This is a genomic window from Sphingosinicella microcystinivorans, assembly GCF_027941835.1.
GTDB lineage: Bacteria > Pseudomonadota > Alphaproteobacteria > Sphingomonadales > Sphingomonadaceae > Sphingosinicella.
This window is the reverse complement of record NZ_CP116005.1, coordinates 4,405,967-4,430,268: the sequence shown is the minus strand read 5'-3', so window position 1 is coordinate 4,430,268 and position 24,302 is coordinate 4,405,967. Positions and strand designations below refer to the sequence as shown.

17 protein-coding genes are annotated in these 24,302 nt (G+C 67.0%); 3 read left to right on the top strand and 14 right to left on the bottom strand.

Annotated features, from left to right (window positions below):
* Nucleotides 1-5 precede the first annotated feature (5 nt).
* Nucleotides 6-1,634, bottom strand: coding sequence for a tannase/feruloyl esterase family alpha/beta hydrolase (locus PE061_RS21200; RefSeq protein WP_271257118.1), 1,629 nt, complete (start codon nucleotides 1,632-1,634; stop codon nucleotides 6-8).
* Nucleotides 1,635-1,638: 4 nt separating this feature from the next.
* Nucleotides 1,639-3,612, bottom strand: a complete 1,974-nt coding sequence (locus tag PE061_RS21195) for a hypothetical protein (protein ID WP_271257117.1) — start codon at nucleotides 3,610-3,612, stop codon at nucleotides 1,639-1,641.
* Nucleotides 3,613-3,695: 83 nt separating this feature from the next.
* On the opposite strand from PE061_RS21195, the gene PE061_RS21190 reads away from it, so the two are divergent.
* Nucleotides 3,696-4,805, top strand: coding sequence for a hypothetical protein (locus PE061_RS21190; protein ID WP_271257116.1), 1,110 nt, complete (start codon nucleotides 3,696-3,698; stop codon nucleotides 4,803-4,805).
* A complete protein-coding gene (locus PE061_RS21185; RefSeq protein ID WP_271257115.1) occupies nucleotides 4,802-5,974 on the top strand; it encodes an alpha/beta hydrolase in 1,173 nt (390 codons plus the stop codon). The genes PE061_RS21190 and PE061_RS21185 overlap by 4 nt, the downstream gene beginning before the upstream one ends.
* 25 nt (nucleotides 5,975-5,999) lie before the next feature.
* Here the strand turns inward: PE061_RS21185 and PE061_RS21180 are convergent, their stop codons facing one another.
* The 5 genes from PE061_RS21180 to PE061_RS21160 form a co-directional block, all read right to left on the bottom strand.
* Entirely contained in the window at nucleotides 6,000-6,632 is a 633-nt protein-coding gene (locus PE061_RS21180; protein ID WP_271257114.1) for a ChuX/HutX family heme-like substrate-binding protein, read from the bottom strand.
* A 4-nt stretch (nucleotides 6,633-6,636) separates the two neighbouring features.
* Nucleotides 6,637-7,971 (bottom strand): MFS transporter, encoded by a 1,335-nt coding sequence (locus PE061_RS21175; protein ID WP_271257113.1) that lies wholly within the window; start codon nucleotides 7,969-7,971, stop codon nucleotides 6,637-6,639.
* A gap of 128 nt (nucleotides 7,972-8,099) precedes the next feature.
* Nucleotides 8,100-8,390, bottom strand: coding sequence for a DUF2218 domain-containing protein (locus tag PE061_RS21170; protein WP_271257112.1), 291 nt, complete (start codon nucleotides 8,388-8,390; stop codon nucleotides 8,100-8,102).
* Nucleotides 8,387-8,875 (bottom strand): GlcG/HbpS family heme-binding protein, encoded by a 489-nt coding sequence (locus PE061_RS21165; protein ID WP_271257111.1) that lies wholly within the window; start codon nucleotides 8,873-8,875, stop codon nucleotides 8,387-8,389. The genes PE061_RS21170 and PE061_RS21165 overlap by 4 nt, the downstream gene beginning before the upstream one ends.
* Before the next feature lie 18 nt (nucleotides 8,876-8,893).
* On the bottom strand, nucleotides 8,894-11,023 hold the full coding sequence (locus PE061_RS21160) for a PQQ-dependent dehydrogenase, methanol/ethanol family (RefSeq protein ID WP_271257110.1): 2,130 nt from the start codon (nucleotides 11,021-11,023) through the stop codon (nucleotides 8,894-8,896).
* A gap of 118 nt (nucleotides 11,024-11,141) precedes the next feature.
* On the opposite strand from PE061_RS21160, the gene PE061_RS21155 reads away from it, so the two are divergent.
* Nucleotides 11,142-12,440, top strand: a complete 1,299-nt coding sequence (locus PE061_RS21155; RefSeq protein ID WP_271257109.1) for an amidohydrolase — start codon at nucleotides 11,142-11,144, stop codon at nucleotides 12,438-12,440.
* 9 nt (nucleotides 12,441-12,449) lie between these two features.
* On the opposite strand, the gene PE061_RS21150 is transcribed toward PE061_RS21155, so the two are convergent.
* The 7 genes from PE061_RS21150 to PE061_RS21120 all read right to left on the bottom strand — a co-directional run bounded on the left by PE061_RS21150 (nucleotide 12,450) and on the right by PE061_RS21120 (nucleotide 24,272).
* Complete coding sequence (locus PE061_RS21150) at nucleotides 12,450-13,841, bottom strand: multicopper oxidase family protein (RefSeq protein ID WP_271257108.1); 1,392 nt, start codon at nucleotides 13,839-13,841, stop codon at nucleotides 12,450-12,452.
* A 205-nt stretch (nucleotides 13,842-14,046) separates the two neighbouring features.
* Nucleotides 14,047-16,050 carry a pyrroloquinoline quinone-dependent dehydrogenase gene (locus tag PE061_RS21145; protein WP_271257107.1) on the bottom strand — a complete coding sequence of 668 codons (2,004 nt, stop codon included), beginning with the start codon at nucleotides 16,048-16,050 and terminating at the stop codon, nucleotides 14,047-14,049.
* Between the two features lie 88 nt (nucleotides 16,051-16,138).
* Nucleotides 16,139-17,806 carry a tannase/feruloyl esterase family alpha/beta hydrolase gene (locus PE061_RS21140; RefSeq protein ID WP_271257106.1) on the bottom strand — a complete coding sequence of 556 codons (1,668 nt, stop codon included), beginning with the start codon at nucleotides 17,804-17,806 and terminating at the stop codon, nucleotides 16,139-16,141.
* Nucleotides 17,807-17,923: 117 nt separating this feature from the next.
* Nucleotides 17,924-20,041 carry a PQQ-dependent dehydrogenase, methanol/ethanol family gene (locus PE061_RS21135; RefSeq protein ID WP_271257105.1) on the bottom strand — a complete coding sequence of 706 codons (2,118 nt, stop codon included), beginning with the start codon at nucleotides 20,039-20,041 and terminating at the stop codon, nucleotides 17,924-17,926.
* 99 nt (nucleotides 20,042-20,140) lie between these two features.
* Nucleotides 20,141-22,669: a TonB-dependent receptor plug domain-containing protein gene (locus tag PE061_RS21130; RefSeq protein ID WP_271257104.1), complete on the bottom strand. Its 2,529-nt coding sequence runs from the start codon at nucleotides 22,667-22,669 to the stop codon at nucleotides 20,141-20,143.
* A 42-nt stretch (nucleotides 22,670-22,711) separates the two neighbouring features.
* Nucleotides 22,712-23,686 carry a FecR family protein gene (locus tag PE061_RS21125; RefSeq protein ID WP_271257103.1) on the bottom strand — a complete coding sequence of 325 codons (975 nt, stop codon included), beginning with the start codon at nucleotides 23,684-23,686 and terminating at the stop codon, nucleotides 22,712-22,714.
* A complete protein-coding gene (locus tag PE061_RS21120) occupies nucleotides 23,673-24,272 on the bottom strand; it encodes an RNA polymerase sigma factor (protein ID WP_271257102.1) in 600 nt (199 codons plus the stop codon). Before PE061_RS21120 ends, PE061_RS21125 begins: the two co-directional genes overlap by 14 nt.
* Between the last annotated feature and the right edge of the window lie 30 nt (nucleotides 24,273-24,302).

The window sequence follows — 24,302 nt, the reverse complement described above, 5'->3', positions numbered from 1 at the left end:
GGGCGCTATTCGGCGCGGTGGAAGCTCTCCGCCGCGTTCGGATCGCCCTTGCCCCTGTATTTCGCATAGGCCGGATACGGGAACGCCGGTCGCGTGCGCAGCGGCGCGGCGTCCGCCGGGTCCGACAGCAGAAGCCGTTCCGGCGCCTTGCCGTTCTCGACCCAGTCGACGAGCGGCGTCAGCGCATCGAAGATATGCGGGGCAGGGCCGCCGCCTTCGTGGCTGATGCCCGGCACGACATAAAGCTGCGCGAACGTGTCCGTCTGCGTGCGCCCGCCCATGAACGCCTGCATCTTCTCGAACCAGTCGACGGTCATGGCGGCGGAGATGTACGCATCCGCCCAGCCGTGGACGATGATGATCTTGCCGCCGCGCGCCTTGAACGCGGTGAGATCGACGCTATCGGGATCGAGGATCTCCGACATCTCGTCGATCTCCGCCTTGCGGGCCGGATAGTCGAAGCCCATCCAGTCGTAGCCGGGGCCGGGATTGTCGCGGATCGCCATGTATTTGAGGCCGGTCGCCGCGCCGGTCAGCACGAACGGCTGTATCGGATTGCCGCGCTCGGGGAGGATGGCGATCGGCCATTCCTGCTCCGAGCCGGGATCGACGCGGTAGTCGAAATAGACGGTTCCGTCAGCGGTGGTCGGCTTCGCGTAGATCTTGCGGACGGCCTCCACCTGCGCCGCGTTCAGGCATTCGTTCCTCGCTTCCGACTGCCCCGCCTTGCAGAGCAGCACGCCGGGATCGAAATCGCATTTGCGCGGATCGCCGATGATGCCGTCGCGGAGGCCGTCGATGGCGTCGCACGCCTTCGTGACGGCGCCGTGGATCAGCGGGACCTTGTCGCTGTAGAGCAGGGGCGTCTTGCCGTCCGGATAGACGGCCTTCGCGATCCACGGGAAATGCGCGGCGTTCTTCGGGTTGTAGTTGACGACGGGCGCCATCGAAAACACGCCGTCGAAATCCTCCGGATACTTCTGCGCCGTGAACAGCCCGGCGTTGCCGCCCTTCGAGAAGCCCGCGATGTAGGAGAATTTCGGGCGGCTGCCATAGTAGGCCGCCGCGATCGCCTTGCCGACCTGCGCGGTGACATGGTTGGCGCGGTGGGCGAAATTGATGCGCGCCTCGATGTTGCGGTGCGCCCAGATCCCGTCGAACGGCTCCCGGCTGTAGTGCCCGCCGTCGTTGGTGATGGAGGCGTAGCCGTGGTGGAGGCCCGGCACCAACGTGTCCGGGTTGACCTTGCCGCACCAGCCCTCGCACGCCGCCAGCATGAAGCGGTTGTTCCACTGCGGGGGCGGCGGCAGCATCATCATGAACTTCACGTTCGGCGTGACATAGCCCTCGACGCGGCAATGATCGGGGAAACTGCCGAGCGGCGGCGTGGGGTTGCCCTGGGTGACGCCGCGATAGGCGAACATCTCCTGCTCGTCGGGCGTCGCCTGCCGGCCGGCGACATAGGCGGTGGCGACGATCTGGCCCGGCGAATCGGCGACCGCCTCGAGGCCGAGATGATTGAGCGCCTCGCACCGCGCGGCGGGCGTGTCGTCGGCCGCCGCCACGGCGGGCGCGGACTGCGCGAGGCTGGTCAGCGCCGAGGCGGCGAGGATCGTGGCAAGGACATGTCGCATCGGGTCAGGGCTTCACATCAATATCGAGCGCGGGATTGCGGTCGAAGAAATCGAACGGCCGCACGGTGATGCTGTGCCAGAGCACCGGCATCACCGGCCAATCCTCGGCGCGGACCTTGTGCTGCATACCGAAGGTCGGCCACAATACGATGTCGGCGTTCGCGATCGGGCGGTTGGCAGCGGCGAACTTGGGCAGGCCTTCGCCCGGCGGGCTCAGCACGGCGTATTCGCCGGCGGCGTAGCGCTCGTTCGGATCATAGGCCGTGATCCAGAGGTGGTTGTCGATGAACCCGGCGCGCCGGCGCGGAACATCGTCCTTGCTGAACAGTGTGTGCGCGGTGTGGCCGAGCATGAGCTGGTAGCTCGGCGGATAGCCGACATGGTTGCGCCGCGCCGGGTTGATGACACGCCACAGCGCCGGGTTGCCGTGCCCGACGGAGAGCTTGCCGTCGCCTTCGCGGCCGAGCGTCGTTTCCTCCGAAACCCAGATGCTGCGGCGCGGGTGATCGTCGGGCAGGCGGACGGTTTTCAGCTCGTCCTTCAGGAAGCTGTTCACCGGGCCGTCGATGTCGAGATCGAGGCGGAAGTTGAAATAATGGTCGTGGTTGACGCCGATGACGCCCTTGTCGACGAAACGGCCGTAGGCGTCGTCGCGCTTGCCGTTCACGAGAGCGGTCGCATCCTCGGCCTTCGAGGTCTGCACCGCGACGATTCCGGTCGCGCCCGTCACCACGCGGAACTGCCCGTCGCTTTCGAACACCCAGTCGAACACGTAGTCGTAGTTGCCGAGATCGGCGACCATGCGGACGACGAGCTCGCGCTTCGGGCGGCCGTCGTCGGCGTGGCGCCAGCTCATGTCGCCCGTGGTGCGCTCGAAGACGCAGATCACGTTGCCCTTCTCGGCGGGGCGGCCGTTGTCCTGCGTGATGAGGCCGCTCATGTACGCGGCGGTCTCCGGGCAGTCGATGCCGGGGGTCAGCGCGCCAGAGAGCCCGCCCATCGAATATTCGCCCGCGTCGAGCAGCGTGCGCGTGTACCAGTCGCGGCGCGGGTCCATGTAGGGCACGAAGATCTCGGAGAGATAGCCTTCGTACATCACGTCGCGGGACTTGCCGCCGTCGTTCCACGTGAGGCGGCTGATCTGCGTGCCGACGCGCTGGTCCGAGCGCAGGTGGAACGACCAGTTGCCCCACGTGATGCCGTGGCCGTCGATGGTGAAGCTGGGGCCGCCCGGCTGCGAGAGCGCGATGGGCGTCGGGAAGCCGCGCAGCGTGCCGAGGTTGGCGCGGTCGTAGTCGGCCTTCGTCGCGGTCGTCGGCACCACCTCGTCGTCGCTGATCTCCAGCACCTCGTTGGTGTTCACGTCGACGATGGCGATCAGCCCCTCGACGCGCCGCACGAACAGGTTGCGCACGCCGTTCACCGGGTCGCAGCGCACGATGGCGACGCGCTTGCCCGCGTATTTCGGTTCCGCATGGTTGCCGAGCGGCATGGCGCGGCAGTTGAGGAAGCGCGTCGTTTCGATGCCGCGCGCCTTCAGCTTCGCCTTGAAATCGGGATGGTTCAGCACCGCCTGCACGGGCGCGCCGAGGAATTCCTCGATCAGCCACGCGGGCTGCACGTCGCTGCGGACCTTCCAGTCGAGAACCGTGCCCCTGTCGAGATCGACCAGCGCCTCGACGGCGTTCGGGCCGTCCTTCAGGCGGACCTCGGCCTGACGCGGCAGGGCCTTCGCGCCCGGCTTCCACGCCAGCACCTTCGCCTTGTCGGGCGGACTCAGGGCGATGCGGGTGAAGCGCGTCTTCGGCGTCAGGCGGCCGGAGGATTCGAGGATTTCGAGAACCCGCCAGTGCTCGTTCCAGCCGAGCGGGTCGAGCGGGTGGCGAACCTCCGGCTGCGGCGTGGCGGGCTGCGCGGCGGCGGTGCCGGCAAAGCCCAGAAGGCCGGCTGCAAGCAGCAACAAGGCATGACGTTTCACAGTGTCCCCCTTCCCCCTTGACTTCCTGTTTCGAAAGGGGAATTACAACGTATACGTTGTATATGTAAAGAGGGGGCGACGCCATGGGTGAGGTACTCGGTCTGGGTGTGACGCACTATCCGCCGCTCAGCGGATGCGATGCGGACATGGCGAACATCCTGAAGGGACGGCTCCAGGACCCCGATGTTCCCGCGCACGAGAAGGACCCCGCGAACTGGCCCGCCGAGATGCGGGCGGAGTGGGGCGACGACGAAGGGCTCGCAGGCGCCGCGCGCCACCGCGCGGCGATGCTGCACGGGCTTCGCAAGGCGCGCGAGGCGCTCGATGCGTTCAACCCGGATTTCGTCATCATCTGGGGCGACGACCAGTACGAGAATTTCCGCGAGACGATCATCCCGCCGTTCTGCGTGATGGCCTATGAGGACATGGCCGTGCGCCCGTGGGGTCACGCCTCGGAATCGGCGATGTTCTCCGACAAGGAGGACGAGTGGGGCGGCGGCAAGCCGAACGTGTGGAAGGAACGCAAGGACTTCGAGATCATGGTGCGCGGCCACCGCAAGGCCGCCAAGCATATCGTGGAGTCGCTGCTCGAACGCGACTTCGACATCTCCTACGCCTACAAGCCGCTGCACCACCCGAGCATCCCGCACGCGTTCCTGAACTCGATCCTCTACCTCGACTACGATCGGCGCGGTTTCCCGTGGCCGGTGGTGCCGTTCCAGATCAACTGCTACGGCCGCGCGGTGATCAGCTACCGGGGCTTCATCAGCCGCCTTGCCGATCGCGGACGCGAGCTCGATCCGCCGTCGCCGTCGCCGCGCCGCGCGTTCGACCTCGGCGCGGAGGTCGCGCGCATCTGCGCCGAAAGCCCGTGGCGCGTCGCGCTCATCGCCTCGTCGAGCTGGAGCCACGCCTTCCTCGTCGACCGCACCTACCGGATGCAGCCGGACGTCGAACTCGACCGCAAGCTTTACGACGCGCTCGTCGCCGGGGACTGGGACGTGTGGCGCAACCTCACCCTGCGCCAGATCGAGGAGTCGGGCGATCAGGAACTGCTCAACTGGTTCGCGCTCGCGGGCGCGATGAACGCGCTCGGCCAGCCTTGCGCATGGTCCGATTTCGTGCAGACCTACGTGTTCAATTCGAGCAAGGTGACGGCGATCTTCCCACCGGCGGGAGGGCTGAAGGCATGAAGACACGAACCGCGCTCGGCATCCTGTTCGCAGCGGCCGTGACCGTGACGGCGGCAGCGCCCGCGGAGGCGCTGGCGCAGGCGGCGCAGGTCTCGGTGCTGCCGGACGCCACGGCGTGGGAAATGACCTCGAAGGCAGGGCACCGCTACCAGATCTTCGCGGCATGGCCGAAGGGAGAGGCGCCTGCGGGCGGCTGGCCGGTCGTCTACGTGCTCGACGCCAACATCATGTTCGGCACGATGGTGGACGCGGTGCACGCGATGGAGCGGCGGCAACCTTCGCAGCCCGCCGTGATCATCGGCATCGGCTATCCGCAGGATCTCGACGCGCGCATCGAGCGCGCCCGCGACCTGACGGCCCGGCTCGGCACGCCGGAGCCGACGCTGCCGGGAACAGGCGGCGCCGAGGGTTTCGCGGATTTCGTCGAAAGCGAACTGAAACCCGCGATCGCGGCGCGCTTCCGGGTCGATCCGGCGCGGGAGACCATCTTCGGCCATTCCTACGGCGGCCATTTCGTTCTCTACACGCTGGTGAACCGGCCGGGGCTTTTCGACAACTGGATCGCGGCGAGCCCGTCGCTCTGGTTCGAGAACCGGCTTCTTGCCAGTCACAACGTCCGCGACCGCATCGGCCCGAAGCTGGCGGCGAGCGGCGCGACGGGGCGCGTCCTCATCACGGCCGGGGAGTACGAACAGGGGGTCGATCCGGATTTCCCGAACCCGCGCCTGCCGGAGATGATGGAGCGCAAGATGGTGGACAATGCGCGTGAGTATGCCGAATTCCTCGCCGCGCAGCCCGGCATCGAGGCGCGTTTCGACAAGCTGGCGGGCGAGGACCACGGCAGCGTCATTCCCGCGGCGATCACGCGCGGCATACGTTTCGCGTTCGCGCCGGGGGCGAAGCAGCCTGCGCCCGCGCCGAAGCCTGTGCCGTTCAAGAATCCGACACGCTACAAGGTGCCCGATGCCGCCACCTATCTGAAGATGACGCCCGAGGCGCGCTACGATCTTCGCATAAAGGTGCGCCGTCTGCCGGAAACACAGCGCAAGGCGTGGGTGGCGGAATTCGAGCGCAGCCTCCAGACCGGCCTCACGTACTGGCCGAACCGCCTGCTCGCGGAAGAGCGCGTCGAGATGGACAGGAAGCACGGCACCGCGCCGGTCGATTGAACGACCGGCGCGGCGGCATCTGCCGCTACCCGCAGATGCGCGGCATCGAGGCGATGAGCGCGCGCGTGCGCTCGAAACCGGCGACGGCCTTGTCGTCGAACGGGTCGCTCTTGATCGAGGCGTAGACGCCGATCACGAGATGGCCGTCCGGCCCGAAGAACGAGATCGCACGCGTCTTGAAGCCGGGCTTCGCGTCGGCGAGTTCTGTCGCGTAGACGGCCGCGACCTGATCGAGCTGGATGTGCGAGTGCACGCCCCGGCCTTCGTCCGCGTACACGTCGATGTAGCCGTCCTTGGCGTCCTTCTGCGTGATCGGCACGAGGCTCGGGAAGGCGAAGGCGTGCTTGCTGCCCGGCGTCACCACCAGCGACACGCGCGTCGTCGCGCCCCATGCGTCGATGGAACTCCAGATCGTCTTCACCTGATCGGGCGTCACCGCCGTGCCGACGCTGAGCGCGGCGGGCAGGCCGCTCGCGATCGCGAACTCGGGGACGTTGAAGAAGCGGCTGGCGACCGTGAGCGGCACGCCGGGGCGGGTCTTTTCGTAATAGGCCCTGATGTTGCCCGCCTGCTCCGTGGTGGCGCAGGCTGGTGCGCCCGCGAGCGCGGGGGCTGCGAAGGCGGCGGTCAGCAGGAATGCAGAGATACGTGCGATCATCTTGTCATGGTCTCCGGGTTGTGCGGGAAAGGTTGATCGCCAGCAGGGCGGTGAGCAGCGCCGGCAGCGACACGGCGATGAAGATGCTGGAAAGCGGCCAGTCCGCCGCGAGCAGCAGGCCGCCGACCGTGGGGCCGACGATGGAGCCGATCCGCCCGACGGCAAGCGCGCCGCCGAGCGCGGTGGCGCGGACCTCCGCAGGATAGAGTCCGGCGTTCGCCGCGTTCATCGCGGTTTGCCCGCCGATGGTGAACAGGCCCGCGATGAACGCCAGCGTCATCAGCAGCGCGGTCTGGTTGCCGACGAAGCCGATCAGCACGAGGCTGATCCCGGCGATGGCGAAACCGGCGGCGAGCGTCTGGAACGATCCGAAGCGGTCGGCGAGGCGGCCGAGCACGATGCCACCGATGGCGCCGCCGAGATTGAGGAACACCGCCGAGATGATCGCGGTGTCGAGCGCAAGGCCGGATTCGCGCGCGACCGTGGGAAGCCAGCTCATCAGGAAATAGATCATCAGCAGGCTGTTGAAATAGGCGAGCCAGAGCTGCGCGGTCGTGCCCGCAAGGCCGCCCGCGAACAATGCGCCGTAGCCGGGGGCCTTCGCCGTGCTTGCCGAGGGCACGGGCGTTTCGGGAAGCGGCGTGCGGTCCGCGCCCGCCATCCGGTCGAGCAGGCGCTCGAGGCGCGCGCTGCGGCCCTCACGGCGGAGCAGATAATGCGGGCTTTCCGAAAGCCACGGCAGCAGCGCGAAAAGCAGCACGAGCGGCGCGGCGCCGCCCAGGATGAACACGCTTTCCCATCCGAAGGCCGGAATGAGGTGGCTGCTGATGTAGCCGCCGATCGCGGCGCCGAGCGGAAAGCCCGCGAACATGGTGGTGATCATCGTCGAACGCGCGCGCGGGGGCGCGACCTCGGCGGTGAGCGCGATGATGTTAGGCGTCGCGCCGCCGAGTCCGATGCCGGTCAGGAAGCGCAGCAGCAGAAGGACGATCCAGTTGTCGGCGAGCACTGTCGCGAAGCTGCCGATGCCGAAGGCGACCGTGCAGGCGATGATGACCGGGCGTCTGCCGAAACGGTCGGAGAGCGGGCCGAGCACGACCTGCCCGACCATGATGCCGACGAGCCCGGCGGAGAAGATGAGACCGAAGCGATCGGGCGTGATGCCCCATTGCTGGCCGAGAACCGGCGCGACGAAGGCGACCGACTGCGTGTCGAAACCGTCGAGCATGGCGACGAACGCGCAGAGCAGCGCCACCCGAATCTGGAACCAGCCGATCGGCGCGCGATCAAGGATCGCGTCGATCGGGGTTGCGCTTCCTGTTGCTGCCGGTGCCGCCATCCCCCACCTGTCCTCTTATGTGTGTGGGCTGCTTATTTCGAAAATTGAAACCTTGGTCAATCGAGATACGTGCAAATTCAGCAAATCCCACGTTATAAATTTCGATAAAATTCCGGAAGGGGTGCGTGTTACGCCGCGGGCGTTCTGGTCCATGCGATGACGAGAACGGACTCCCGGAACGCGAAGCGGCGCAGGTGGTCGCCGACCCCGGCTTCCATGCGGTCGAAACCCTCCTCCGGGCCTTCGAGCCGCAGCGTGAGCGTGTCGCCCTCGACCGTGAAGAGGCCGAGCGCGACGGGGAACTCGACGCGCCCGTGCGTGTCGCTCTGCTCGACCGGCAGGTGGTGCGCCCAGTGGCGGCACAGCGCCTTCAGGTAGCGCGCGGCGTTCGGGGTGCGGACCGTGCAGGTGCTGATCATCTGCCGCCCGCTGTATGCGCCGCCAGCGCATCGACACCGACCTGCGCGACCGCCGCGTCCATGTGCGACGGCGCGCCGCTCACCCCGATCGCGCCGACGATCCTGCCGCCGTGGAACACGGGGAGGCCGCCTTCGATCGGCATCATGTTGTCGATGGCGAGGATGGCGCTGTCGCCTTTCGCAACGGCGTCCTGGATCACCTTCGTCGGCTGCCGGGTGAGGGCGGAGGTCATCGCCTTGCGCAGCGCGATCTCGAAGCTGTGCGGAAGCGCGCCGTCCATGCGGCGGGCGAGCACGATGCTGCCCTGCTCGTCGACAACGACGATGGCAAGGCCGAGCTTGCGGGTTTCGGCTTCCTTCGCGGCGGCGTCCACCAGTGTGTCGGCCATGCCGATGCTGATCGTGCTCCGTGTCTGCGGACCGTGCGCGGCCGCCGGTGCGCCTGCCGCGAGAAGGGCCAGCGTGGTGATGATCAATTTCCGCATCGGGGATCGCCTTCCTTGTCAGTGACCGCCGCCGAGCGGCGGCTTTCCGGGTTCCGGGGAGCGGAGCCGGTCGGCCGTGATGTAGTCGCGGATCGCCTTGCTGTCTGCCGGAGTCAGCACGTCGCTGAAGCTCGCCATGCCGCCGTAGGCGAGCGCGCCTTCCAGCACGACCGCGTCGAATGCGTCGTACACCTCGGGCGGCATGTTCCAGAGGTTGGGGTAGCCGTTGGGCGCGCCCTTCGGCGCATGGCAGCGCGCGCAGAACTGCATGAACAGGCCCTGTCCGCGCGCGATCTCTTGCTCGCTGACCTTGCCGAGCGGCGGTGGAGGGTTCTGCTGCGCCGGTTCGATGCGCGGCGGCAGCGTCACCTTGCCGCCGCCCAGCCTGAACACGAACAGGTGCTCGCGGTTCTGATACGTATGCGCGGCGAAGCCGGGGAGGTAGCGCCCGTTCATCGCGCCGCCGAGGCCCGCCGCCACGGCGATGTACTGCGTGCCGTCGATCACGTAGCTCGTGGGCGGCGCCATGATGGCGAGGCCGGTCTCGATGCGCTTCAGGACCTTGCCGGTGGCGGCGTCATAGGCGGTGAACGTGCCGTCGGCGGCGCCCTGAAACACCAGCCCGCCGCCGGTGGCGAGCACGCCGCCGTTCCACCACGGCATCGGCTCGCTCTGCCAGACGATGCGGCCCTTCACGGGATCCCACGCCTTCAGCACCGCCTGATGCGTGAAGGCGGGCAGACCCTTCATCATCGCCGCGTCGGCCTCCGGGCTCGGCGGCGCGGCGCGGGCGCCGACATTGTTCGCGCCGGGCGCGAGCGTGATCTCGCCGCCCTGCGTCTCGAACTTCATCGGCATCTCGAGCGTGGGAATATAGACGAGGCCGGTTTCCGGGCTGTAGGCCATCGGCTGCCAGTTGTGCCCGCCCGCCGTCGATGGCCAGACGACTTTCGCCGCCGCGCGATAGTCGGCGCTTTCGGAAAAGACCGGGCGCCCGGTCTTCAGGTCGATGTGCTCCGCCCACGTCGCGTTGGTGAATTTTTCCGCCGACAGAAGCTCGCCGCTCGCGCGGTCGAGCACGTAGAAGAAGCCGTTCTTCGGCGCCTGCATGATGACCTTGCGGAACTTGCCCGCGATTTCGATGTCGGCGAGGATCATGTTCTGCGTCGCCGTGTAATCCCAGCTGTCGCCCGGCGTCGTCTGGTAGTGCCACTTGAGGCGGCCGCTCTTCGCGTCGATGGCGAGGATCGACGACAGATAGAGATTGTCCGGCCGCTCGCCGGGATTGCGGACCCACGCCGGCCACGGCCCGCCGTTGCCGACGCCGACATAGAGCAGGCCGAGATCGGGATCGTAGGCCATCGAATCCCACACCGTGCCGCCGCCGCCCATGTCCCAGCGGGCGTTCGCGCTCCATGTCCGCCTCGCCTCGGCGACTTCGGGATGCTCGTCCGGCCCCGCGCCCGGCACGGTGAAGAAGCGCCACGCGAGCTTGCCGGTGGCGGCATCGAACGCGCTCACATAGCCGCGCACGCCCATCTCGGCGCCGCCGTTGCCGATGACGATCCTGTCGCCCGCCCGGCTGCTCACGATGCGCGGCGCGCCGGTGATCGTGTAGGCGCGCGTGCGGTCGGTGATCGTGTCGACGCGCCACCTGACTGCGCCGGTCTTCGCATCGAGCGCGACCAGCCAGCCGTCGAGCGTGCCGACATAGACGACGCCCTTCCACACGGCGACGCCGCGGTTGACCGCGTCGCAGCAGGCGAGGCGCGCGGCGGCACCGTCGACTTCGGGGTCGTAGGACCATTTCGGCGTGCCGGTCTTCGCGTCGATCGCGTAGACGACGCTCCACGGGCCGGTGAAATAGAGCGTTCCGTCCACCATGATCGGCGAGGCCTGCACGCCGCGATGCGTGCGCCCGCGCACCACGAAGTCGTCGAACGTGAAGGCGAGGCCGAGATCGCCGACGTTTTGCGTGTCAATGCGATCGGCGGGCGTGTAGCGTTGCTCCCCGAAGCCGCGGCCGTGCAGCGGCCATTCGTCGGCGGAAGTGCCGGAAGGAAGCGGAAAGGGATCGGTCTCGCCGCCGGGCGTGTCGCAGGCGCCGACGAGCAACGCGCATGTGAAGAGGACGACCGAGAATCGCATGGAGTATCTCCCCCAGACCGTTCTCTGAGGCTTGAAATTTCGAAAATCAATCGGATTATTGCATGTCTCTACGTAATGTAGCACGATAATCTGGAAAATGAGACGAGAGGGTTTGCGAATGAAATGGCGCTGCGCGTTGATTCCGGTTCTGCTCGCGGCGGCCGCGCTTCCTGCGCAGGCCGAAGTGCTGCCGGACGTCGACAATCGGATTGAAAACGTGACGCCGCGTGTCGTCGCGTGGCGGCGCGACATCCACCAGAACCCCGAGCTCGGCAACCAGGAAGTCCGCACCGCGAAGCTGGTCGCGGCGCATCTCAGGAAGCTCGGCTTCGACGAGGTGCGGACGGGCATCGCGCATACGGGTGTGGTCGGCGTGCTGAAGGGCAAGCGGCCCGGCGGCGTGCTGGCGCTGCGCGCCGACATGGACGCGCTGCCGATCCGCGAGGCGACCGGCCTGCCGTTCGCCTCGAAGGTCGTCGTCGACGTGAACGGCACGCCGACGCCGGTGATGCACGCCTGCGGGCACGACGCGCACACGGCGATCCTGATGGGCGCGGCGGAGGTGCTCGCCGGGATGCGCGACCGCATCGCGGGCACGATCCTGTTCGTGTTCCAGCCCGCCGAGGAAGGCGTCGCCGGCGAGGAGGCGGGCGCGCGGCTGATGCTGAAGGAAGGCGCGTTCTCGCCGATCAGGCCGGATGCGATCTTCGGGCTCCACGTCGAGCCGGGCCGGGTGGGCGAGATCGACGCGCGGCCGGGGCCGATGCTGTCGAGCGCGACCGGGATCTCGATCAAACTCAAGGGCAGGCAGACGCACGCGGGGCGTCCGTGGGAGGGGACCGATCTTGTCAATCTTGCCGCGGACGTCGTGAAATCGCTGAACACGATCGCGGCGCGGCAGGTGAATGTTTTCGAATTCCCGAACGTGGTTTCCATCGGCGCGCTGCGCGCCGGGAACCGGGGCAACATCCTGCCCGGCGAGGCGACGCTGGACGGCACCATCCGCACGTTCGACCTTGCCCGCCGCGATGACCTGAAGACCCGCATCCGCACGACCGTGGCGGGACTCGCCGCGGGCTACGACGCGGAGGCTGATGTCAACTTCGAGGACGTGGCGCTCGTCACCGGCAACGACCCCACGCTTCTGGAAACCGTGATGCCGGCGCTGAAGGCCGCGGCGCCGAACGGCGTCAACACCGATGCGCTGATGCGCGGCGCGGCGGAGGACTTCTCGTTCTTCCAGGCCGAGGTGCCGGGGCTCTACTACATCCTCGGCGCGACGCCGCCCGGCATCCCGATCGACAAGGCGCCGACCAACCATTCGGACCGCTTCGACATCGACGAGGCCGTGCTGCCGATCGGCGTGAAGGCACACGTGCTGACGGCGCTCGCGTTCCTCGATTCCCGCGCCAACTAAGGGAAGCCTTCAACCCTCGCGGCAATAGGCCTCGGTGATGGCGCGGTGCATGGCGGTGTGGTCGAATTCCGGCTCCACGTCGCCCTCGTAGAGCATCAGCGCCATCAGCCCGAAATCCTGATGCTTGGCCTGATGACAATGGATCAGCGTCGGCCCCGGATTGCGCGCGACGAAATCCAGCTCGGCGGTGGTGAAGGGCTTGATGTTGATCGTGTCCTTCATCAGGCCGGGGCAGCGTTCCTTGTCCCAGCGCACCACCTCGAAATGATGCCGGTGCAGGTGCATCGGGTGCCCCTGATCGGTCCGGTTGTTGTAGACGAGCCGGTAGCGCTTGCCGGTCTCGACGCGGATGCGCCCGGTTTCCGGCCACGCCTTGCCGTTGAGCGTCCAGACGTTGTAGCCGTTCGGGCCGCCCGGAATGCGGCCGATGGTGAGTTCGATGCGCGCGTCCGGCTCGGGGACGGCACGCGCATCGGCGAAGCGGTCGAACGCCCATGTCCGCTTGACCGGTATCCAGCGCGGCTCGCCCGCCGCACCTGCATATTCGACGATCATGCCCATGCCCGCGCCGCGCTCGGCATCGTTCGCGGACCCGAGAATCCATTTCCCCGGGTTGTTCATCTCCACGATCACGTCGGCGCGCTCGCCCGGCCCCATCATCAGCACGTCGATGTCGCAGGGCGTCGGCACGGGGTAGCCGTCCATCGCGACGACGCGCAGCTTGTGGCCTGAAAGGCTGATCCAGTTGATCTCCGTCGCGCTCGCGTTGAGCAGCCGGAACAGCACGCGCTGGCCCTGCCGGACGCGCACGGGGGCATCGTGGCCGAGCAGGCGGCCGTTCATGGTGCCGTGGTCGAACGCGACCTCGAGGCCGTGCACGGGATCGTCCGGGCGCAGCGTCTGCCCCGGCACCCAGCGCGAGCCCCAGTGGTGCATCGCGACGCACACTTCCTGATCGTAGGCGCCGGGATCGTCGCCCTCGACGACGACGAAGCCGAAGAGGCCGCTGTAGGCGCCGAACATCAGCGTCTTCGCCGCGATCATGTGCGTGTGATACCAGTGCGTGCCGCCGGGCGTGGGCGCGAATTCGTAGCGCCGCGTCGCGAGCGGCGGCACGGGCGGCGTGCCTTCCTCCTCCGCGCCGTCGACGTCCGAGGGGATTTCGAGGCCGTGCCAGTGCACGATCTCGGGCGCTTGCAGCAGGTTCGTCACCTCGACGATCGCATTGCGGCCCTTCGGCAACCGGATGACCGGACCGGGAACCTGATCGTTATAGGCGAACGTATCGTAGACGATGCCGGGCGCGAGCTCGACCTTGTGCGGGGCGATGGCGAGGCGGACGTCGGGCGCGCGCTGCGCCGCGCCGATCATCGCTTGCGGCGCCGTGCAGGCGCCGAGCACAAGGCCCGCGCCGCCGAGAACATCGCGCCTGGAAAGATGTCCCGCTATGCCTCACCCCTTTCCGGTGTTCCGCGTTCGAGCATCAGCCGGATACCGGCAACCATATCGTCGACCCGCGGCCGATCCAGTGCCTGTGCGGCTGAAATCTTTCCTCGCCAAGACTCATCTCCGGACGTGATAACGTGAGAAGGTGAAAGCCCTGCCGTCATTGCAATGCATAGGCGACGATGGCGTCGTTCAGTTCAGGGTAAAGCCGGGCGGCGCCTCCGGCCGCGATGACGACATACTGCTTGCCATCGGCATGGTAGCTCATCGGTATGGCGACGCCTGGGGCCGGAAGCCGACTACGCCAAAGCTCCTCGCCGTTACGGACGTCGAGCGCACGAAACATGCCATCCATCGTCGCGCCGATGAAGACCAGACCTCCCTTGGTGATGAGAGGACCGGCAACATTCGCCGCGCCCCATCCGAAGGTTTCGGGGACCAGCAATCCAAATCGGCGAGATTGGCCAAGCGGTCTTTGCCAGTTGATTTGACCGGTAGCCATGTCAATTGACGTCAACGTACCCCATGGCGGGGCATTGCAGGGAATCCCGAGCGGGGAGAGAAACGGTGAACCGGAAAACCAGTACGGCGTGCCCTTGAGTTCCCGGCTGCTGAAGCCGTTGGCTCCCGCCGTATCGGCTTCGCCCAATTTCGTCAGCTTCAGGATCATCGAAATATTCTGGGCCTTGACGATCAATTGATTGGATTGCGGATCGTAGGCCGCTCCGCCCCAGTTCCCGCCCCCGAATACGGAGGGCAGGGCGACGGAGCCTTGCAGGCTGGGCGGTGTAAACATGCCGTCATGCCGATACCCGTCATAACGCGAGCGGCAGATCCAGCGATCCAGTGGGGTGACACCCCATGCACTATCGCGGTTCATGGTTTGATGCGCGAAGGTGGCCATACCCTGCGGCGCAGGCTGTGTCGGCGATGCCTTGTCACCCGCCATTGAACTTGCGGGGACGGGCACTTCCCTTATCGGCCACAGGGATTCACCCGTTGCCCTGTCGAACACGTAGATGAAACCCATTTTTGTCGGGAGGATAGCCACATCCCGCTTTTTGCCGTCCTTGGCAATCGTCACCAGCAGCGGATGCGCGCCGTTGTCATAGTCGAACAGGTCATGATGCACGGTTTGAAACGACCAGCGGACTTCACCTGTTTCTGCATCGAGCGCGACAAGTGCGCTGACAAGCGGCATGTCAAACCGGCGTGTGCCACCGAAAAAATCCGGCGAGGGGCTGGTCGTGGGGACATAGATCAACCCCCGCTTCTCATCGACGGTAATGCCGCCCCAGGCATTCGCCGCCCCGGTGACGTCGCGGTACTGCTCGGGGATCGGGTTGAATTCCCAAAGGAGCTTGCCGCTCCGTGCGTCCCATCCCCGCACCACGCCGTCATTCGCGTTCGTCACACTGTCGTTGGCACTTGTGCTGGTGACCAGAACATCTCCGATAACCGAGGGCGGAGCGGTCGTGCCACGCATCGGGTCATTGCCGTGGACAGGATAGTCCCAATTGCTGACATATCCCGGATGTCCCTTGTCGGAACCGAAATCCCGGCAAGGCTTCCCCGTGTCCGCGTCGAGCGCAAATACGTGCCCTTTGGTGTCGGCGCGGAAAATACGCTTTTCGCATTGTGCGCCTGTATGGGGCGTTCCGGATTCCCAATAGGTAACGCCGCGGCATATCCCGGCGCGGCGCTCATCCTTGACAAGCGGCCGACCTGTCGCCGGGTCGATAGCATGAGCATCGAATACCCAACGCTCTTTGCCGGTGGCCGGATCAAGCGCAAAGACGCGGTTGAGCGGTGTGCAGTAGTAGAGGTGATTGTTTGCGTGGATCGGCGTCACCTCATAGACAGTTGAACGTGCCTTGTTCACAGGATCGTCAATTATGTCTCCCGACTTGTGTGTCCACGCGACTTTCAGTCCGCGTACATTTTCCCGATTGATTTGATCCAGTCCGGAGTACTGGCTGCCCCCTCCGTTCCCGCCAAGCAGCGGCCATTGGGTTTCGGTGTGCTCGACATTAAGCGGGGGGATCGGACCCGGCGGCTTGTACCGGCCGGTAGCAGGAGGCAGCTGGCTGACTGCGATTGCGCCCAATCCCGCGACGACGATAGCGGCCGCGCCGATCAAGGCCCTTCTGGTTGTTTTTCGCATCCCGTATCTCTTCGAAAAAAATCAGGAAACAAGCGAAAGCAACGGACATTCGGACCGGAGTTCGACGGGCCGGCGGCAGGCGGCGCGTTTATTTCCTTTCTTTCGGCGCCACCTTGACGAAGCTGGACGCGACGTTCGGATCGCCCTTGCCCTTGTATTTCGCGTAGGCGGGGTAGGGGTACATCGGGCGGGTGCGGTTGGTGGCGTCGGTGGGACCGTCCGAAAGGATGAATTCCGTCGGTGCGACGCCTTCCTCGACCCACTTCACGAGCGCGTCCTGCGTATCGAAGACATAGGGGCCGGAGCCGCCGCTGCCGTGGTTCGCGCCGGGCGCGAGATAGAGCTGCGCGAACTTCGCGACGGTGTCCTTGCCCATGTACTTGCGGACCTTCTCGAACCAGTCGATCGTCATGTTCGCGGTGATCATCGCGTCGCCCCAGCCGTGCACGATGAGGAGCTTGCCGCCGCGCTTGTAGAAGGCGCTGAGATCGACCTCGTCCGGATCGAAGATCGTGGACATGTCGTCGATCTTCGCTTTCTCGGCGACGTAATCGAATTTCGTCCAGTCGTAGTTCGGACCCGGCGTGTCGCGCGTCACGAAATAGCGGATGCCGGTCGCCGCGCCGTTGAGCGCGAAGGGCACGCCGACCTCGTTGCTGCCGGGCACCGGCAGGATCGAGCGCGCCCAGTCATGCTCCGAGCCGATGTCGGTCGGATAGTCGAAATAGACCTCTCCGCGCGCGTTCACCGGCTTCGCATAGAGCTTGCGGACGGCATCGACCTGCGCCCGGTTGAGGCACTCGTGCTTCGCTTCGGACTGGCCCGGCTTGCAGAGCAGGACGACCGGATCGTACTTGCACTTGCGCGGATCGTCGATGACGCCGTCCTTCAGGCCGTCGATCTTGTCGCAGGCGTCGTTGGCGCCCTTCACGAGCAGCGGGATCTTGGCGGCGTCGAGCAGTGGTGTCTTGCCGTCCGGATGCACGGCGAGCGCGATCCACGGGAAATGCGCGGCGTTCTTCGGGTTGTAGTTGACGACGGGCGCCTTCACGAACACGCCGTCGAAATCCTCGGGGTATTTCTGCACCGAGAAGAGCCCTGCGTTGCCGCCCTTCGAGAAGCCGGTGATGTACGAATATTTCGGCGCGCTGCCGTAGAAGGCCTCGGTGATGAACTTGCCGACCTGCGCGGAGACGTGGTTGGCGTGGTAGGCGAAGTCGATGCGGCCCTGATCGTTCTTGTAGGCCCAGATGCCGTCGAACGGCGCGCGCCCATAGTGGCCGCCGTCGTTGGTGATCGTGGCGTAGCCGTCGTGAAGGCCGGGGACGACGATGTCCTCGCCCACCTTGCCGCACCACGCGTCGCAGGCGGCGAGCATGAAGCGGCCGTTCCACTTCTCGGGCGGCGGCAGCAGCAGGTTGAACTTCACGGCCGGAGTGACATAGCCCTCGACGCGGCAGTGCAGCGGGAAGGTCTCGAGCAGCGGCGTCACGTTGCCCTGCGAGTGGCCGCGCTTCATGAACATGATCTTCTCGGCGGGCGTCGCCTTGCGGTCCTTCACCACCATCGTGGCGACGATGTTGCCGGGCGTGTCCGCGGCATTTTCGATGCTGACGCTGTTCAGCGCATCGCAGCGCGCGGCGAAATCCTCCGCGGCCGTGGGTGCGGGCGCGGCCGGCGGCGTCGCTGCCCATGCCGGCGCTGTGACGAGGCTGCCGACCAGCGGCAGAAGTGCATGACGAAACGTGCGGATCATCGGATTCGAACCCCTCCAGTTATTCCCTTGTGCAACAGGATAATTTCGAAAATAAATTCGTCCAGATAAATTATCGTCAAAAATATCGTCGTTATTTCGATATTTCGACCTCTGTGCCTATTTGCCGATCTCGTTGAAGCGCGAGACGGCGGCGCCTTCGCCTTCCTTCGCCATGCGGTTCACGTCCGCGATGAGGAAGGCGTGGATGGCGGCGGAGTCCTTTTCGGAAAGGATGTCGCGGAACGGCGCCATGCCCGCGTCGGCGAACGCGCCGTCGAGCAGGATGGCGCTGAAATTCTCGTGCGCCGCGGGGTCCATGTTCCAGAGGTTCGGGTAGGAACCCGGCGCGCCGCGGAAGGAATGGCAGCGCGCGCAATTGTGGTAGAAAAGCTCGGCACCGCGCGCGATGACCTTGGGGTCCGTCACGGTCTGCTTCGGAAGCGGCAGCTTCTCCTCCGGCGCGCGCTTCGGCGGCAGCGGCACGGCGCCGCCGTCCAGCCTGAACACGAACAGGCTTTCGCGGTTCTCATGGGTGTGCGCCGCTGCGCCGTCCGGGAAGTAGGCGCTTTCCGAGCCGCCGAGGCCGCCGAGCGCGGCGATGTATTGCACGCCGTCCACCGCGTAGGCGATCGGCGGCGCGAGTATGGCGACGCCGGTGTCGATGGTCTTCAGCACCTTGCCGGTCCTCGCGTCGTAGGCGCGGAACTTGCCGTCCGTGGTGCCCTGGAAGACGAGGCCGCCGCCGGTCGAAAGCAGCCCGCCGCTCCACCACGGCTGCGGCGCGGATTCCCACACCACCTTGCGCGCCACCGGGTCCCACGCCTTCAGCACGCTCTGCACCTTGGGCTTCGGCTGGTTCGCGAGCAGCGGTTCGTCCTCCGCCTCGAACGGCGGCATCAGCGGCGGACCCTTGCCCTCGTTCAGGCTGCCCGGCTGGTAGGTGACGCTGTCGTAGCCGACGTATTTCATCGGCGCCTCCAGCACGGGGATGTAGACGAGGCCGGTGTCCGGGCTGAACGCCATCGGCTGCCAGTTGTGGCCGCCCGAGACGGACGGCCAGATGATCTTCGGCGAGGTCTTGTAGTCCATCGCGGCGTTGAGCACGGGCCGCCCGGTCTTCATGTCGACATGGCTCGCCCATGTGACGGTGGTGAAGGGGTCGGCGGAGATGAGTTCGCCGCTCGCGCGGTCGAGAACGTAGAAGAAGCCGTTCTTCGGCGCCTGCATGATCACCTTGCGGGTTTTGCCCGCGATTTCGAGGTCGGCGAGGATCATGTGCTGCGTCGCGCCGAAGTCCCAGCTGTCGGCGGGCGTCGTCTGGTAGTGCCATTTCAGGCGGCCGGTGTTCGCGTCGATGGCGAGGATCGACGAGAGGTAGAGGTTGTCGCCGCCCGTGGGATCGCGCAGCCAGCTCGGGTGCGGCACGCCGTTGCTGGTGCCCGCGTAGACGAGATTGAGGTCGGGATCATAGGCGATGGCGTCGTAGACGGTGCCGCCGCCGCCGAGGTCCCAGCGCGACTCCTTGCCCCATGTCTTGCGCGCCTCGGCCAGCTCCGGGTGCTCGTCGGGCTGCGAGGGGTCGCCGGGGACCGTGAAAAAGCGCCACGCGAGCTTGCCGGTCCTGAGATCGTAGGCGGAGACGTAGCCGCGCGCATCCATGTCGCCGCCGCCGTTGCCGATGACGACGGTGCGGCCCGCGATGCGCGGCGCGCCGGTGACGCTGTAGCTCTTCGCGCGGTCGATCAGCGTGTCCACGCGCCACAGGCGCTTGCCGGTCTTCGCGTCGAGCGCATCGAGCCAGCCGTCGACGACGCCGACGTAGACGCGCCCGTCCGCGTAGGCGACGCCCTTGTTGTTGACGTCGCAGCAGGTCTTGCGCGCCCACGCGCCCTCGGCCTCGGGATCGTAGGTCCACAGGCGCGCGCCGGTCTTCGCGTCGAGCGCGTAGACGACGCTCCACGGGCCGGTCGCGTACATCACGTCGTCCACGACGAGCGGCGTGCCCTGATTGCCGCGATGCACGCGGCCGCGCACGACGAAGTCGTCGAACATCCATGCGAGGCCGAGACGATCGACATTGCCCGTATCAATCGCGGCGAGCGGGGAATGGCGTTCTTCGCGGGACGTGAGGCCGGTGTGCGTCCAGTCCGTGCCGCCGCTGCCGCTCCACGAGCAGGCGGCGATCATCCCCGCGACCCCGCCGACCGCCAGCAGGGCTTTGAATCGAAGCGCCATGATCAATGTCCCCATCCCTTTAAAGCGACGTGTACGTTGTTTTCGGCGATGAAACAAGATTGGCCGGTATGAATCGCGCCGCCGGAACCAACCCTCGGGTCAGAAGATCCATTCGAGGCTTGCGCCGGCCGTGCGCGGCCGCGCCGTCGTGACCTGCCGGAAGCTCTGCCGGTACGGCGAGTAGGAGGCCTGATACACGCTGTAGAGCGTGCCGCGCGTGTCGAACATGTTGTCGACGAAAAGGCGCAGGACGTGCCGCCCGAGCGGCAGGCGGACGCCGAGGTTGGCGAGCCAGTAGTCGCCGAGGCGCGCATACTGCGGGTTCGGGACGTCTCCGGCGAGGCCCGGCCGCACGGGGCCGAAATCCGCGGTCGAGGCGCCCGTGTACGTCACCATCAGGTTGATGCCCGCTTCGCCGTCGCCGAGCGGGCGGGCGTAGTCGACGATCGCGGAACCCGAGACGCGCGGGACGAACGGGCTGCGCTCGCCCGCGAAGCCGATGTCGCTGATGCGCTCGCGGAGCCGCACGTCGGTCCACGCCGCGCCGAGCGACAGGCTGAGGCCCGGCGACAGCCAGTCGCGCGTGCGGATTTCCAGTTCCGCGCCCCGGCCGCGCGCCTTGCCGGCATTGCCGCGCAGGCCGTTCAGTGTCGGCAGCTGCACCTGCGTCTGCATCTTCGACCAGTCGATGGCGTAGAGCGCGGCGTTGAGGGCGACGTCGGCGCCGAGGTTCAGGCGCCCGCCGATCTCGTAGTTCCAGATCCTGTCGGAATTGAACTGCTTGTAGCCTTGCGGGATCGGAGACGAGGTGGTTTCCACGTTGTAGCCGCCCGGACGGACGCCTTGCGCGATCGTCAGGTAGACGAGGCCGGCGCCGCGCGCGAGGTCGTAGGAGGTGTTGAAGCGGTAGCTCTCGCCGCTCTCGTCGTAGCGGCCGAGGCTGATGTCGGTGGGCAGCGGCTCCCGCAGCGCAAGGCCGTCGCCGTCCCGGTGCGCAACGCTCCAGAAGTCCATGATGACGCGGCGCTGGCGCCGCCGGAAATCGTAGTGGCGCGCGCCGAGCGAGACGCGCCACGCCGGTGTGATCCTGTATCCCACCTCTCCGAACAGCGCGGAGTGGCGGAACGTCTCCCGGCCGCCGGAGAAGGAGAAATGATCGTCCGACAGGCCGGTCTGGAGGAACGCCTCGATGTCGCCCTGACCGGGAAAGGGCACGGGCGCGAACAGGTCGTAGGCGTTGCGATGCGTCGAGCGGTAATAGTAGCCGCCGAGAATCCAGTCGAGCCGGCTCTCCGCGCCGGAGACCAGACGGATTTCCTGCGCCCACGACCGCGCATCGTCGCGGCCCCTGTTGTAGATCGTGAATTCGGGAAGCGGGAACCGCTGGCCGACGCGCAGCGCCCACGTCTGGTCGCGGCGGGCGTAGGTGAAGTCCTGCGACTGCCTGCGGTCGACGTCGAACAGGCTGGTGGTGGAGGTCAGCGTGGCGAAGCCCAGATCCTGCTCCACGTTCACGGCGCCGAGGTTCGCGGTTTCGGTCATCCAGCCCGCGTTGGGGTGGCTCACGGTGTCCGGCCCCAGCGTGCTCTCGGACCAGCTTCGCTCGCCGTACCGCGATCTCTGGCGGTAGTAGCTGATGTCGATCGTCGTGCCCTCGGCGGGAAGCAGCCTCAGCGCGGCGCGCAGCGAGACGGTGGACTCGTCGTTGACGTCGTGGGTCCCCAGCCGCGCGTTGTCGAGATAGCCGCCGCTGCGGAAATGGCCGGCGGCGACGCGGAGGGCGGCCTTTTCGGAGACGAGCGGAAGGTTGGCGCTGCCGGTCAACTCGTAGTCGGTGCCGCCGCCCTTCACTGTGCCCGCCATTCCCGCGACCTTGCCTTCGAAGCCGCCCGGATCGGGTTTCACCGAGACGTAGCGGATCACGCCGCCGATCGCGCCCGCGCCGTAGAGCGTGCCCTGCGGCCCGCGCAGCACCTCGATGCGCTCGACCTCGAGCAGCTTCAGGTCGAGCGGGCGGAAGGTCACGGGGCGGTCGACGTTGATGTCGTCCACGAACACGGCGGTCGTCGCGACGAGGCCGATGTCGGTGCCCGACCGCAGCCCGCGAAGGAACGGCCGGAAGCCGTCGCGCCCGCCTTCGTCGCTGAACGTGAGGCCGGGGATGGTGCGGGCGTAGTCGGCGAGGCGGCGCGCGCCCGTCCGGTTCAGCGTCCGCCCGGAAAGCACCTGGATATTGTACGGCACCTCCGCGACGCTCGTGTCCCGGCGCGTGGCGGTGACGATGATCTCGGCGTCCTCGACGGGCGCGCGCGCCGGGCGGGGAACGATCGCGACGGCGCCCGAACGGTCGGTGCGCGCCTCCAGCCCGGTGCCGCGCAGGATCAGGCGCAGCGCCGCCCTTGCCGTCAGCCTGCCGCGCACGGCTTCGGCCTGCAATCCGCTGACCTGATCCGTGCTGTAGAGGATGCTGAGGCCGGATTGCCGCGCGAGATCATCGAGCATCACGGCGAGATCGCCGCCTGCGATGTCGAGGCCGCGCGGGTCGGTTTGGGCGCGCGCGGAAAGGGCGAGGGCGCAAAGGCACGCGCCGATCGCGACTGTCGCTATCCGTCCGCTATGACGATTCACTGGGCCCTTTCGGGGCGCATGTCAGGGAAGAACGAGGGCCACTCACATGTCCTCGACATCCCCTCTCAGCGCCGCCTTTCCTCCCGAAATTTCGATCGTGTCCCCCGAGGTCACGACCTGCAACCCGAATACGTTCTCCAGCAGCCGTGTGAAAGCGTCGATGTCGGTGGCGCGGAAGCTGCCGCCGATGCGGAGCGCCGCGGTGTCCTCGTCGGCGATCCTGATCTGGCGATGATTGTAGCGGTTGAACTCGTCGACGGCGGCGCGCAGCGTCACATCGTTGAAGCGGAGCTGGTCGTTGCGCCACGCAAGCGCTTCCTCGACCCGTTGGGGCGCCTCCGTCTGCACGAGGATCGAAGCCTGCTCGACGGTCGCCGTGTCGCCCGCCGTCAGCAGCGTCGCAGCGCCCGTGCCGTCCGCCGCGCCGACCCGGACGCGGCCTTCCAGAACCGCGACGCTGAGCCGCGTGTCGTCCTTTCGCACCGAGAAGCGGGTGCCCACCACCGTGATCCGGCGCGAACCCGAATAGACGACGAACGGATGCGCCTTGTCCGGCGCGATGGAGAAGAACGCCTCCCCCTGATCGAGCCACGCGGTGCGCTGCCGGTCGTTGACCGTGGCCCGCAGGCGGCTGTTCGTGTTGAGTTCGATGCTGCTGCCGTCGTCGAGCGATATGGTCGACCGGCCGCCGACCTTCGTCGCGTAGGTGAGCGTGGCGGGCTCGGTGCTGCGCATCAGCGGGATGCCGACGACGAGGAGGACCGCAGCGGCGGCGGCCAGCGCGGCGGACCACGCCGCCTTGCGCCAGCGCGGCCCCCGCGTATCCGCGGTCGGGCGGGCGGCGAGAGTGTCGAGTTTCTCCCAGCCCGCGCGCAGCCTCAGATAGGCGACGCGGTGTTCGGTCGACTGGCCGATCCAGTTTTCGAAATCGGCATTGTCCCCGGCGTTCCAGTCCTGCCCGTCCTGCCGCGCGATCCACAGCGCGGCCTGCTGCTCGATGGCTTCACGCTGGCTCATCGCCGCCTCCCCGGGCAACGAGACGCAGGCGTGCGGGCGGGCGCTTGATCCTGCCGTCGCCGCCCGACATGAAGTCTATGAGCGCGCGCATCCCCAGCGCCGTCTGGCGCTCCACCGTGTCTATGCCGATGTTCATCTCGCGCGCGACCTGCTTCTGCGACAGGCCTTTCACCTTGCGGAGCAGGATCACCTCGCGGCAGCGCGGCGGGAGGTTGCCGAGGCCCTCCTCGACGCGGCGAAGCTCGTCGCGGGCGAGGGCGTTGCGCTCGGGCGTGACGGAATCGACGCCGAGGTCGTCGATCTCCCCGCTCTGCTCGATGTGCACGATCTTCGCGCGCCGCGCGTGGCTGACGAGCAGGTTGCGGGCCACGGTCCGGACGAAGGCGGAGACATGGACGGGGCGGGAAACGCGCGCGGCATCATAGACCTGCGTGTAGATTTCCTGCCGCAAATCCTCGGGTTCCGCCAGAGTCCCGCAGTTTCGTCGCAGGTATCGCATCAGCATGGGCTCGCAGGCCAGCACCTCGGTCATGAACCACCGATCCAGGTCATCAAGGCCGCCCTCGCCGCCAGCTTTCACCAACACATCTCCCGCCGACATGGTACAGAGACGCAT